Here is a 12,232-nt window from a genome sequence, read left to right on the forward strand (position 1 = left end):
CGGACGATCTCACGCGGCCGGCAGATACAAGGTCGCGCGCAGCCCTCCGGCGGGAGCTTGGCCCAGCTCGATGCGCCCGCCGTAGAGTTGGGCGAGGTCGCGCACGATGCCGAGACCCAATCCCGATCCGGGCACAGCCTCGTCGGCGCGCATGCCTCGGGCGAACACGGCCTCACGCGTCTCCGGCGGCAGACCAAGGCCGTCGTCATCGACGGTGACGACGAGCTCGCCGGCACGCACCGTCGCACTCACACCGACCGACGTGCGGGACCACTTGCACGCGTTGTCAATGAGATTGCCAAGCATCTCCTGCAGATCCTGCTCCTCGCCACGAAAGGCCGCGTCATCGGGAATCGCTTCGATTGCGATGTGCAGATTCCGTTCCGCATGCACGCGCTGCATCACTCGCACCAGTCCCTCGACGGCGGGCCGCAGCGCGCTGCGCAGGCCGGGGACCTGGGTCGCCGCGGCGGCACGCGCACGCGCAAGGTGGTAATCGACCTGGCGCTGGGCCGTCGCGACCTGCTCGGCCACGAGGCGCGCAAGCGGCCCCTCCTCACGCAGCGCGGCATTGCCCAGCACCGCGAGCGGCGTCTTGATCGCGTGTGCGAGATTGCCCGCTTGTGTTCGTGCCCGCTCGACGACCTCTGCATCGTGCTGCAGCACCGCGTTGAGCTCGTCGACGAGCGGCTGGACCTCGTTCGGAAAGCCGCCCTGCAGTCGCCGGCTGCGCCCGTCGCGCACCTCGGCAAGTTGGGCACGCAAACGCTTTAGCGGAGCGAGCCCCACCGATACCTGTAGCAGCACCGCGGCAATCACCCCGGCCGCGAGCACACCCAGCGCGGTGACGAGCAGCCCGACGAATTCGCGCACCGGGTTTGTCATGCCGCGCTCGTCGGCCGCAACGATCAGTCGCAATGGCAACCCCGCGGCTTCCTCCGGCCGCACGATGCGCTCCATCATCACCAGGGGTTCGCGATCGGGCCCTTCGATGCGATGCAGATGCACCTCGCCGTCGCGCGGACCGTCGGAGGGCACGGCAAGCGTCGCATCCCACAGCGAACGCGAGCGCAGCACGCCGCGCACCGAGTCCGAGCCCTCCCGATCGACCTGCCAGTAGAAGCCCGACAGCGGTTTATGCAGGCGCGGGTCGCTCAGGTCGGTACGCAGGCGCGGCCCCTCCTCGGGGGCGAATTCGATGCTCGCGGTAAGCTGATCGAGGTGGATTCGCAGTTCGGCCTGGAAGCGATCCTCCACGTGACGGCGGAAGAGATCGCCGAGCACACAACCGGTAACCGTCAGCGCCCCCAGGACCCACACTACGCTGCCCGCCAGCAGCCGCGCACGCAGGGAGCCGCGCACGCTCATTCCGGACATGCGAGGCGGTATCCCATTCCGCGCACGGTCTCGATCAGGCCCGGCGGCAGTTTCTTGCGCAGGCGCCCGACGAAGACCTCGATGGTGTTCGAATCACGCTCGAAGTCCTGTGCGTAGATATGCTCCGTCAATTCGGCGCGCGAAACGACCTCACCCTTTCGGTGCATCAGATAGCTCAGCACCCTCAGCTCGTGACTGGTCAGCGTGACCGCCTGCCCGTCTACCGTGACACGCCCGCCACGCGTGTCGAGCAGCACCGGCCCGCAACGCAGTTCCGGGCTCGCGTGCCCCGCGCTACGCCGTATCAATGCACGCACGCGGGCGAGCAGCTCTTCCATGTGGAAGGGCTTGGTCAGGTAATCGTCGGCGCCGGCATCGATCCCGGCCACCTTCTCGTGCCAGTTGTCGCGCGCTGTCAGGATCAGCACCGGCATTGTCCGACCCGCCGCGCGCCATTTCTTCAGCACCGTGAGCCCGTCCATCTGCGGGAGGCCGAGGTCCAGCACGACCGCGTCGAGCGCCTCGACCTCGCCGACGAAATGCGCATCGCGGCCGTTCTCGGCGCAGTCAACCGCGTAACCGGCTTCGCGCAAGGCCTGCGCGAGTTGCGCGGCGAGCGTCGGTTCGTCTTCCACGACCAGGATGTGCATCAGGGCTTCCCTCCGTTGTCGCCCTTCGCACGAATGCCGAGCACCGTGCCGTCGCGCGCATCGACATCCAGCCGCACGAGTGCGCCACCACTGCGCAGCAGGCGAATCTCGTAGATCCACCGCCCTTGCTCGCGTTCGAGCTCAACGTCGACGACCTTTCCCGGATATTCCCGCTCGACCTTGTCGAGGATCGTGCGCAACGGCAGCACCTCCCCGCGCTCGAGAGCCGCACGCGCACGGTCGTGATCATCCCCGCCGGCGGCCGCCGGACCGATCGACAAGACCGCGACGACCACCCCCACGACACACGATGTCAACAGCGTGCGCATCGATTCCTCCTTTCATGCGGCGCGCACTGTACGCGCTGCTTTCCGGCATCCCTTGTACGGCCGCCAGACTGAACCCCAGCTGAACGACGCCTTCACCTTGCGTTCAGGCTGCGCCGCGCAAAGTACATCCCGAAACCGGAGCGGACACTCCCGGGATCCGATTCCAAGGACATTGTTCCACCATCAGCAGAAGGAGCAAACATGAAACGCCCCAGCCTGTGGATCTTACTCGGCGGCACCGCCCTGCTCACAAGCGGATTCGCCAGCGCGGAGACTCCAGCCGACTTCCTCGCCCGCTACCAGACCGAGGCGCGGCAATCCACGCCGGGCTTCAACGCGTCGGCCGAACGCGGCGAAAAATTTTTCACCACCACGCATGGCGGCGAGTGGAGCTGCTCCACCTGCCATACGAAGAACCCCGCGGCGCGCGGCAAGCACGCCAGCACCGGCAAGGCGATCGAACCGATGGCGCCGACCGCGAACCCGGAGCGCCTCGCAAGCACGCGATCGGTCGAGAAGTGGTTCGGCCGCAACTGCAAGGACGTGCTCGCCCGCGCCTGCACGCCCGGCGAGAAGGCCGACATAGTCGCCTGGCTGATGACCTCCCCCCGCTGATCCGCATGGAGCCCCAAGAAATGAAAGCCTCCTTTCCCGCCCGCGCCCTGCGCGCCCTTGCCCTCGCCGCTGTCGCCTGCACGACCAATGCCGCATTTGCCGACGACGACGAAGACAAGCAGATGAACATCAATCACCCGGTGTTTCGCAGCGAATGTGGCAGCTGCCATATCGCCTTCCCGCCAGCACTGTTGGGCGCAACATCGTGGCGCACGATGATGGCCGGACTCGACAAGCACTTCGGCTCCGACGCCAGCCTCGACGCAGAAACCGCGGCCACGATCACGAAATTTCTCGTCGCAAACGCCGCGCGGCGGGACACCGCCGGCAGCGACGGGCGCCCGCTCCTGCGGATCAGCGATACCGGCTGGTTCCGGAAGGAGCACCGCGACGGCCACGACGGCATCACGCCGGGCATCTTCCGCAGCGAGGCCGTCAAGAGTGCTTCCAACTGTGCGGCCTGCCACCGCAATGCCGCCGATGGCGACTTTAGCGAACGTGACATTCGCATACCGAAGAACGGAGCACGCTCGTGAACACCAGCGTTAGCTCCCCCAGTGCCGCAGGCGGAGCGACCCGCGCCGCCGACGCGGCAACCAGGGTGCGCGTGTGGGACGTCCCGACGCGCGTCTTTCACTGGACCTTCGCGCTGTGCTTCGCCGGCGCCTGGCTGACGTCCGATTCCGAACGCCTGCGCGACCTGCATGTCATGCTCGGCTACACCTTCGCCGGACTCGCCGCGTTCCGCGTCCTATGGGGACTCGTCGGCACCCGCTACGCGCGATTCGCGAGCTTCATCTTCTCGCCGCGCGAACTCGTTGCCTACGTGAAATCGCTGCTCGCGATGAAGCCCCGGCACTATCTGGGCCATAATCCCGCCGGCGCTATCGCGATCTTCGCGATGCTGGGCTTGGCTGCGCTGATCGCCCTGAGCGGCTTTGCGACCTATCAGGACATCGGCGGCGAATGGCTCGAGGAATTGCATGAAGGGGCCGCCAGCACCATGCTCGCGATCGTCTTCGTGCATATCGCCGGAGTCGGCGTCAGCAGCCTGCTGCACCGCGAGAACCTCGTGCGCGCGATGCTCACCGGCAACAAGCCCGGCACGCCTGCGCAGGGCATCCGGCAAACACACAGGATCGTCGGCGCAGTTCTCCTTGCGGCCGTACTCGGTTTCTGGTGGTCCTATCAGACCGGCGCAACCGACGCCTGGCTGCCGCAGTTGACTACGACCGCAGACCGGCATCACGACGCCGATTAGAGCGACGTCGCGCCCGCCCCCTCCCTGGCCGCCCGGGCTTCCCCGCCCCGGCGGCCTGTCACGTATCGACACGCCCCCGATAGTCCGCGGCAATCCCGCCGATATCCGGCCGGGCGCAGCCGCGTCCTTGCGCTAGGCCAAATGCGCGGTTTATAGTCGTGTGCATGAACCCCGTCAGCGGCCACCTCCTCCTGTCGCTACGCCTTCTCCCGGTGGACCTGCTGCTGCTCGGCCCGCTGCTGCGCCCCGCGCGCTAAATCGAACCCCTCCCCCTCGTGTTGTCAGACTCCGCCCGCGTCCCGACGCAGGCCGCTTGTCATATCCGGTATTCCAACATCCCAACAGGAGCCGACGATGAAAGACCAGTTGATCATTTTCGATACCACCTTGCGTGACGGCGAACAGAGTCCCGGCGCCTCGATGACGCAGGACGAGAAGCTGCGCATCGCCCGTCAGCTCGAACGCATGCGCGTCGACGTGATCGAGGCCGGCTTCCCTGCGGCGTCGAACGGCGACTTCGAGTCGGTCCGCGCCATCGCCGAGACGATCAAGGAATCGACCGTGTGCGCGCTGGCCCGCGCCAACGAGAACGACATCCGGCGCTCGGGCGAGGCGATCCGCCCTGCCGCGCGAGGCCGCATTCACACCTTCATCGCGACCAGCCCCATCCACATGGAGAAGAAGCTGCGCATGACGCCCGACCAGGTCGTCGAACAGGCGGTGAAGGCGATCGGCTGGGCCAAGGAATACACCGACGACATCGAGTTCTCGGCCGAGGACGCCGGCCGCTCGGAGATCGACTTCCTCGTGCGCATCTTCAACGCGGTCATCGACGCCGGCGCGAAGACGATCAACGTGCCCGACACGGTGGGCTACAACGTGCCCAGCCAGTATGCGAACACCCTCCGCACGCTGATCGAGCGCGTGCCCAATTCCGACAAGGTAATCTGGTCCGTGCACTGCCACAACGACCTCGGGCTCGCGGTCGCCAACTCGCTGGCCGCGGTGCTGGCCGGCGCACGCCAGGTCGAATGCACGATCAATGGACTCGGCGAACGTGCCGGCAACGCCGCGCTCGAGGAGATCGTCATGGCCGTGCGCACCCGCCAGGACGTCTTCGCCTGCGACACGCGCATCGACACGACGCAGATCGTGCCCGCATCGAAACTCGTGTCCGGCGTCACCGGCTTCCCCGTGCAGCCCAACAAGGCCATCGTCGGCGCCAACGCCTTCTCGCACGAATCCGGCATCCACCAGGACGGCGTGCTCAAGCACCGCGAGACCTACGAGATCATGCGCGCCGAGGACGTGGGCTGGGGCGCCAACAAGCTCGTGCTCGGCAAGCACTCGGGCCGCAACGCCTTCCGCAGCCGCCTGCAGGAAATCGGCATCGTCGTGTCGTCCGAGGACCAGCTCAACCACGCCTTTGCGCGCTTCAAGGAACTCGCCGACAAGAAGCACGAGATCTTCGACGAGGACCTCAACGCGCTGATGAGCGACGAGGTCGTCACGCCCGAACATGAGCACTTCCGCCTGCTCGCCTCACGCTTCCACTCCGAGACCGGCGAGACGCCGCAGGCCGAACTCACGATCGCCGTCGGCGGCAAGGAGACGCGCACCAGCGCCCAAGGGTCCGGCCCCGTGGATGCCGCCTTCAAGGCCATCGAAGCAGTCGCGAAGAGCGGTACCGAGCTGCTGCTGTACTCAGTGAATGCGATCACCACCGGCACCGACGCCCAGGGCGAAGTGACCGTGCGCCTGTCGCAGGATGGCAAGGTCGTGAACGGCCAGGGCGCCGATACCGACATCATCGTCGCGTCGGCAAAGGCCTACCTCAACGCCCTCAACAAGCTCCACGGCAAGCTCGAGAAGCTGAACCCGCAGCTCTGATCCGCCGCAGCCGCGGGCGACGGGCCCGCGGCTGGCACCGGGCGCACTGGATCTGGCCGGCGTCAGGCCTGTGCGCGCCCTTGCCGCGACGGCGCGGATACCCGCGCATACCACACCGCGCAGGCGAACAGCAGCGCTGCCAGTACCGCCTCCGCGATCGCGAGTATTCCGGCGAGTCCAGCGTCCATCGCGCGCACGACGCCTTCGACCAGGTACAGCAGCACCATCATCGACAGCCACTGGTAAGTGTAGCGCCGCCCCTTCAACACTCCCAAGAAGGCCGCCATGAGCGGCAGCGCCTTCAGGATCATCCACGAGCCGCCCGGCCGCAATGGCGCAAGCCACGCCTCCCACAGCACGCACAGCGCGATGAGCGCGACGAGCAGGATCGTCGCTGCAAGGTTCAGGGTCCGCACGATCATGCCCGCCCCGCCGCCAGCGTCAGCGCGGTCTCGGCGAGCCGCCGCCCCTGCGCGATCGCAAGTTCGATCTCATCGGCGCTCAACGCGGGATTGCCGTCCGCCCCGGCGACGTGGCTCGCCCCATACGGCGTGCCGCCCGTGCGCGTGCGGTTGAGCGCCGGCTCCGTGTAGGGCAGGCCCATGACCAGCATGCCGTGGTGCAGCAACGGCAGCATCATCGACAAGAGCGTCGACTCCTGCCCCCCGTGCTGGCTCGCCGTCGACGTGAACACCGACGCCGGCTTGCCGGCCAGCGTGCCGTTGACCCAAGGCCCCGCCAGCCCGTCGAGAAAGTACTTCATCGGCGCTGCCATGTTGCCAAAGCGCGTAGGACTGCCGATCGCGAGCCCGATGCATTCCTCCAGGTCGCGCACCTCTACGTAGGGCGGCCCCGACGCGGGAATGTCGTCCTCGACCGCCTCGCACACCGTCGACAGTCTCGGCACCGTGCGCACCCGCGCCGCCACACCCGGCACCTGATGGACTCCCAGCGCGATCTGCTCGGCAAGCGCCCTCACCGAGCCGCGATGGCTGTAATACAGTACGAGAATCTCTTTCATCTGAACGGTCTGGATCGAATTGCGGCATTATAGCCGCCCCTCCGGCGCCGCCCCGGTCCCACCCATCGTATCCACCGCATGTCCGTCATGCCTCTGCATCCCGCACGCGACTTCCTGCGCCTCCTCGCCCAGCGTTTCGTTGCCACCCGCTGCCCGCAGGTCGCCGGCAGCCTCGCCTTCACGACGCTGCTCGCCCTCGTCCCGCTCGTCACCGTCGTGATCGCGCTCTTCAGCAACTTCCCGGCCTTCTCCGATTTGGGCGCCTCGCTGAAGGTCTTCCTGCTGGAAAACCTCCTGCCCGACCGCGCTGGCAAGATCATCGCCACCTACGCCTTCCAGTTCTCGCAGAAGGCCGCCAAGCTCACGCTGATCGGCACCGCCGCCCTGGTCGTCACCGCGCTGATGCTGCTGATGACGATAGACCGCGTGTTTAACCAGATCTGGGGCATACGCCGACCGCGGCCGCTGCTCACGCGCCTGACCGTACACTGGTCCACGCTGACGCTGGGCCCGGTCGCGCTCGGCGCCAGCGCGCTCGCCACGGGCCACCTCGTCGCCAGCTCCGTCGCCCTTGCCGGAAAGGAATCGTGGGTTGTCGAAGCCTTTTCGACGCTGGTGTCGGCTGCACTGCTGTGCGTCGTGTTCACCTTCCTGTATTTCGCCGTGCCCAACCACAAGGTGCGCCCGAGCCATGCGCTCGCCGGCGGCACCACCGCGGCGCTGGCCTTCCTGCTGATGCAGCAGCTTTTCGCCTTCTTCCTCACACGCATCCCGACCTACACCCTGATCTACGGCACCTTCGCGACCGTGCCGATCTTCCTGCTGTGGCTCTACCTGTCCTGGGTCGTGATCCTGCTCGGCGCGATCCTGAGCGCATCGCTGCCCGGATTTTTCGAGCGCACGCGCGTGCTCGCGCCCTTCGCCGGCGACCGCGCATGGGCCGCAACGACGGTATTGACGATGCTCGCGCGCGCACAGGCCGACGGCCGCACGGTCGCCTTCGAGCCGCTGATCCAGGCAGCTCGTCTCAACGGCGACGAAGGGGAAAGCCTGCTCGGCGAACTGTGCGAAGCGGGCTGGGTCGCGCGCACCGAGGACGGCAACTGGCTGCTCACGTGCGACGCCGCCAGCATCGGACTCGCCGATGTCCTTTGCCGGCTCGCGCTATCGCCGACAGGCTGGCGCAAGGCCGGCCGCAACGACCTGTCGCGCTACACGGCAGAACGCATCGAGAACGCGCTGCGCGCAACCGACATCTCGATCGCGGCGCTGGCCGCGCAGCAGAGCACCTAGATCGGGTAAGGATCGACCTCGTACTGGAACAGCTCGACGTTCGCCGTCTGCATGTCGAGGCTGAGCACGCGGGCCTGTGCCACATAGAGATGTTCGCCCTCGTGCACCAGCACGAAGCGCCGCGACGCATACGTTCCCGCCGGGGCGAGGATCGCCTGGTTGCGGCGCAGCGCGGGCAGCGGCGGCAGGATGAGGGCATGCGTCGTGGAACTCACCTCGGCACCACGGAAGCCGATCGTCACCGGCGTGCAGGTCTGCGCCACCACCTGCAGGCCCAGTTCCACCTGCCCGGGGCTGTCGCTGCGGATCCAGCGCACGATGCACACGGCCCAAGGGTGTCCCGCATCCCGCCGCAGCGCGACGGCCATGCCGGCGCTCAGGCTGCCCGCCACGCCCTCGACGGACATCAGCGCGTAGCCACCGGGGCTCTCGTTGTACACCATCCACTCGGAGACGCGTTCCGTGGCACCACCCAATCGCGCAGCCTCCCACACCGCGCGCAGGCCCACGCACACCTGCACCGAATACCGGTACGCACGGCGCGACTGACCGCGATTCGGAGGCAGCGCCCAGCGATCCCGCATGCGCTGCAGCAGCGAGACCATTTCCATCGGCGTCAGCCCCACCGGCAGCCCGGATGCATCCGGTTCGAGCAACTCGCCGTCGAGCTCCAAGCCTACGGTCTCGGCCTGGGCCATGCGCTCCTTGAGCCAGTCAAGTTGCCCCGAAAGCGCGCGCGACACACCGAAAGCCGAGAAATACACCAGCCCTTCGGCCGCAGGCGCCACGCTGCGGATCGTCGCAATCGGCGGGAGATCCTCGCCCGGATCGATCCAGAAGGACGAGGCCGCAGGCTGCGGGGCTTCTGGCGACAGCGCACCCTCATCCGCAACCCCTTCCAGATAATCGTTCGCCCATACCAGCTCGCGTGCCGTCAGGCTCTCGGGCTGCAGCACGGCCAGCGCGAAAAGTCGCTTCAATGCATGTAGGGCATCGGCTGCGGCCGTATCGGGCTTCGCAGACCCCAGCGAACCGAAGCCACCTCCCGCTGCGACGATGCCATACGCCGCAAGCCAGAGACCGGGCGGTGTGACTGCACCGCCCATCGCAGCGACGACGAAGGCCTCATGCACCAGGCTCAAGGCGCGTCCCGTCATCGCCAGCGGATCGCCGCGGCGCACCGGACGCCAACGCTCGCGTGTCGCTGCGGCCATTTCCCCGAGCTTTCCGGCGACTTCGAGCAGCGCCTCCACGAGCTCGCCCGCGACCACATGGAGTTCATGAGAAAGCGGCAATGCAGCGCTGAGAAGACGCGGCTTCAGACGGCCGCAGACATCGAGGACCCGCGCCTCGAACTCCTCCATGCACTGTCCGGCGACCGCTTCCGACAGCCGCCCCATATGCCCCCGCAGCGTATTCAGCTCCACGCGCGGATCGTCGGCCGGCTCGCTCGCCAGCCACTCCAGCACGGGAGCCAACTGTTCGGTGACCGGATCGGATGCAGGCATCGGGGAAAACTTCCGCTTTGAGACGTGTTGCCATTCTATTCAAGAATCACACCTTTTGAGCGGAGGCCCGCAGCCTGCGGACCTTGCGCCAGGATCGGCCTTCCCCTTTCCTTGGCAAATCCTTATCCGCACTTGTCTCGCCCGCCCGCTTGCCTTACAATCGCCTGCTTTTCGCATCTACTCATCAGGACACCCCAATGGTCGTCATTCGCCTTGCCCGTGGTGGCGCCAAGAAGCGCCCGTTCTACAACATCGTCGCAGCCGACTCGCGCAACCGCCGCGACGGCCGCTTCATCGAGCGCGTTGGCTTCTACAACCCGATGGCAGCCGAGTCCGAGAAGGGCCTCGTGATCAACGCCGAGCGTCTGGCCTACTGGAAACAGAACGGCGCCCAACTGTCGCCGACGGTCGAGCGCCTGGCCAAGCAGGCCGCGAAAGTCGCCGCTTGATCCTGCCTGACTCATCGCAGTCATGATAGTACTGGGGCGCATTGTCGCCCCTTTTGGCGTCAAGGGCTGGGTCAAGGTACACCCCTTCGGGGATGACCCGCTCTCCTGGCGTGAAATGCCTCAATGGTGGCTGGCCGACAAGGCCGAAGCTCCCGATGAGACGTGGCAGCCGGTGAAGCTGACCGGCTTCCGCGAACACGGCGCAGGCCTCATCGCCTCGTTCGAAGGCGTAACGGACCGCAGCGGCGCGGAAGCGCTGCAAGGCCGCTACATCGCCGCGCCGCGCGAGGCCATGCCCGGCACCGACGAAGACGAATACTACTGGGGCGACCTGGTAGGCCTTGCGGTCGTAAACCAGTCGGGCGAATCGCTCGGCACGGTCGAAGCCCTGATGTCTACCGGCGCCCATGATGTACTGCAGCTGCGCGACGGCGACGAGGAGCGACTGATTCCCTTCGTCGCCGCCTATGTGATGGATGTGGACCTGCCGAACCGGACGATCCGGGTCGACTGGCAGAAGGATTGGTGAAGACGGGGTGAGCACACCAGCCGCCGCGAGGCGCTTCGACGTGATCACCCTGTTTCCCGAGATGTTCGCGGCGCTGACCGCCAGCGGCATCACGCGGCGCGCGCTGGATCGCGGTCTCTATGAAATCGCCTTTCACAGCCCGCGGGATTTCGTGGACGACCCGCACCGTACCGTGGATGACCGCCCCTACGGCGGTGGGCCCGGAATGGTGATGATGGCCGAGCCGCTGGAAAAGGCGATCGGCCGCGCGAAAGCGGCGCAAGAGGCGCGGCTGGGCGCCGCAGGACGCGTGATCTACCTGTCGCCGCAAGGCCGGCCGCTGGACCACGCGAAAGTGCTGGAACTGAAGGAGCTGCCCGCACTGACCCTCTTGTGCGGGCGCTATGAAGGCGTCGATCAGCGACTCATAGACCGCTGCGTCGATGAGGAAATTTCGCTCGGCGACTTCGTGCTGTCGGGCGGCGAGTTGCCGGCGATGGTGCTGCTCGATGCGATCGTGCGCCAGTTGCCGGGGGCATTGAATGACGCCGTATCGGCGATCGAGGACTCGTTTGTGGACGGGCTGCTGGACTGCCCGCACTACACGCGGCCCGAGATCTACGAAGGCGAGCCGGTGCCGGCAGTGCTGCTCTCCGGCAACCACGCCGCGATTCGTCGCTGGCGACTGAAGCAGGCGCTGGGAACGACCTGGCGCCGGCGCCCCGACCTACTGGAAGGGCGCAGACTGAGCAAGGAAGAATTGTCACTGCTTGGTGAATTCAAGCAGGAGCAAGCAGGGGCGGAAGGCCGAGCCTGAAGCCCGAATACAAACCGCGCGCATCAGGCACGTCCTGCTCTGCCGCAAGGCCAAGTGCCATTGAATCGACAGGAGTCGCACAATGAACCTGATTCAGCAGCTCGAACAGGAAGAAATCGCCCGCCTGAACAAGACCATCCCCGAGTTCGCCCCCGGCGACACCGTGGTGGTGCAGGTGAAGGTCAAGGAAGGCACGCGCGAGCGTCTGCAGGCCTATGAAGGCGTGGTGATCGCCAAGCGCAACCGTGGCCTGAACTCCAACTTCATCGTGCGCAAGATTTCGTCGGGCGAAGGCGTGGAGCGTACGTTCCAGACCTACTCCCCGCTGGTCGACAGCATCGAAGTCAAGCGCCGCGGTGACGTGCGTCGTGCCAAGCTCTACTACCTGCGCGAGCGTTCGGGCAAGTCCGCACGCATCAAGGAAAAGCTCAACTACAAGAGCGCCGCAAAGCAGGGCTGATCGCGCGATTCAGCCAGCAGCAAATGAAACGGGCCCCGCGGGGCCCGTTTTTTC

15 protein-coding genes are annotated in these 12,232 nt (G+C 66.6%); 9 read left to right on the top strand and 6 right to left on the bottom strand.

Annotation, left to right across the window (positions count from 1 at the left end):
• Window positions 1–9: 9 nt before the first annotated feature.
• From ToN1_RS06970 to ToN1_RS06980, 3 genes are read right to left on the bottom strand one after another with little or no spacing between them, the layout of a single operon-like run.
• Window positions 10–1,377 carry an ATP-binding protein gene (locus ToN1_RS06970; protein ID WP_169208805.1) on the bottom strand — a complete coding sequence of 456 codons (1,368 nt, stop codon included), beginning with the start codon at window positions 1,375–1,377 and terminating at the stop codon, window positions 10–12.
• Window positions 1,365–2,027: a response regulator transcription factor gene (locus ToN1_RS06975; RefSeq protein ID WP_169208806.1), complete on the bottom strand. Its 663-nt coding sequence runs from the start codon at window positions 2,025–2,027 to the stop codon at window positions 1,365–1,367. The genes ToN1_RS06970 and ToN1_RS06975 overlap by 13 nt, the downstream gene beginning before the upstream one ends.
• Window positions 2,027–2,356, bottom strand: a complete 330-nt coding sequence (locus ToN1_RS06980) for a PepSY domain-containing protein (protein WP_169208807.1) — start codon at window positions 2,354–2,356, stop codon at window positions 2,027–2,029. Before ToN1_RS06980 ends, ToN1_RS06975 begins: the two co-directional genes overlap by 1 nt.
• A 201-nt stretch (window positions 2,357–2,557) precedes the next feature.
• Between ToN1_RS06980 and ToN1_RS06985 the strand changes: the two genes are divergently transcribed.
• From ToN1_RS06985 to ToN1_RS07000, 4 genes are all read left to right on the top strand, one after another.
• Window positions 2,558–2,971, top strand: a complete 414-nt coding sequence (locus ToN1_RS06985) for a DUF1924 domain-containing protein (protein ID WP_169208808.1) — start codon at window positions 2,558–2,560, stop codon at window positions 2,969–2,971.
• A gap of 20 nt (window positions 2,972–2,991) precedes the next feature.
• Window positions 2,992–3,507, top strand: coding sequence for a diheme cytochrome c (locus ToN1_RS06990; protein ID WP_169208809.1), 516 nt, complete (start codon window positions 2,992–2,994; stop codon window positions 3,505–3,507).
• Window positions 3,504–4,232, top strand: a complete 729-nt coding sequence (locus tag ToN1_RS06995) for a cytochrome b/b6 domain-containing protein (protein ID WP_169208810.1) — start codon at window positions 3,504–3,506, stop codon at window positions 4,230–4,232. Before ToN1_RS06990 ends, ToN1_RS06995 begins: the two co-directional genes overlap by 4 nt.
• 354 nt (window positions 4,233–4,586) lie before the next feature.
• On the top strand, window positions 4,587–6,122 hold the full coding sequence (locus ToN1_RS07000) for a 2-isopropylmalate synthase (RefSeq protein WP_169208137.1): 1,536 nt from the start codon (window positions 4,587–4,589) through the stop codon (window positions 6,120–6,122).
• A 62-nt stretch (window positions 6,123–6,184) separates the two neighbouring features.
• Here the strand turns inward: ToN1_RS07000 and ToN1_RS07005 are convergent, their stop codons facing one another.
• Complete coding sequence (locus ToN1_RS07005) at window positions 6,185–6,544, bottom strand: DUF2069 domain-containing protein (protein WP_169208138.1); 360 nt, start codon at window positions 6,542–6,544, stop codon at window positions 6,185–6,187.
• Window positions 6,541–7,143, bottom strand: coding sequence for an NAD(P)H:quinone oxidoreductase (gene wrbA, locus ToN1_RS07010; RefSeq protein ID WP_169208139.1), 603 nt, complete (start codon window positions 7,141–7,143; stop codon window positions 6,541–6,543). The genes ToN1_RS07005 and wrbA overlap by 4 nt, the downstream gene beginning before the upstream one ends.
• 87 nt (window positions 7,144–7,230) lie before the next feature.
• On the opposite strand from wrbA, the gene ToN1_RS07015 reads away from it, so the two are divergent.
• Complete coding sequence (locus ToN1_RS07015) at window positions 7,231–8,436, top strand: YihY family inner membrane protein (RefSeq protein WP_169208140.1); 1,206 nt, start codon at window positions 7,231–7,233, stop codon at window positions 8,434–8,436.
• Here ToN1_RS07015 and ToN1_RS07020 read toward each other — a convergent pair.
• Window positions 8,433–9,944, bottom strand: a complete 1,512-nt coding sequence (locus ToN1_RS07020; RefSeq protein ID WP_169208141.1) for a hypothetical protein — start codon at window positions 9,942–9,944, stop codon at window positions 8,433–8,435. The two genes, ToN1_RS07015 and ToN1_RS07020, sit on opposite strands and share 4 nt — an antisense overlap.
• 197 nt (window positions 9,945–10,141) lie before the next feature.
• On the opposite strand from ToN1_RS07020, the gene rpsP reads away from it, so the two are divergent.
• The 4 genes from rpsP (at window position 10,142) to rplS (ending at window position 12,178) form a co-directional block, all read left to right on the top strand.
• Window positions 10,142–10,393: a 30S ribosomal protein S16 gene (gene rpsP, locus ToN1_RS07025; RefSeq protein ID WP_169208142.1), complete on the top strand. Its 252-nt coding sequence runs from the start codon at window positions 10,142–10,144 to the stop codon at window positions 10,391–10,393.
• 22 nt (window positions 10,394–10,415) lie between these two features.
• A complete protein-coding gene (gene rimM / locus ToN1_RS07030) occupies window positions 10,416–10,922 on the top strand; it encodes a ribosome maturation factor RimM (RefSeq protein ID WP_169208143.1) in 507 nt (168 codons plus the stop codon).
• Between the two features lie 7 nt (window positions 10,923–10,929).
• Window positions 10,930–11,718, top strand: coding sequence for a tRNA (guanosine(37)-N1)-methyltransferase TrmD (trmD, locus tag ToN1_RS07035; RefSeq protein ID WP_169208144.1), 789 nt, complete (start codon window positions 10,930–10,932; stop codon window positions 11,716–11,718).
• A gap of 82 nt (window positions 11,719–11,800) precedes the next feature.
• Entirely contained in the window at window positions 11,801–12,178 is a 378-nt protein-coding gene (gene rplS / locus ToN1_RS07040) for a 50S ribosomal protein L19 (RefSeq protein WP_169208145.1), read from the top strand.
• The last annotated feature ends 54 nt before the right edge of the window (window positions 12,179–12,232 follow it).

Origin of the sequence: Aromatoleum petrolei, assembly GCF_017894385.1 — a bacterium.
Taxonomy (GTDB): Bacteria; Pseudomonadota; Gammaproteobacteria; order Burkholderiales; family Rhodocyclaceae; genus Aromatoleum; species Aromatoleum petrolei.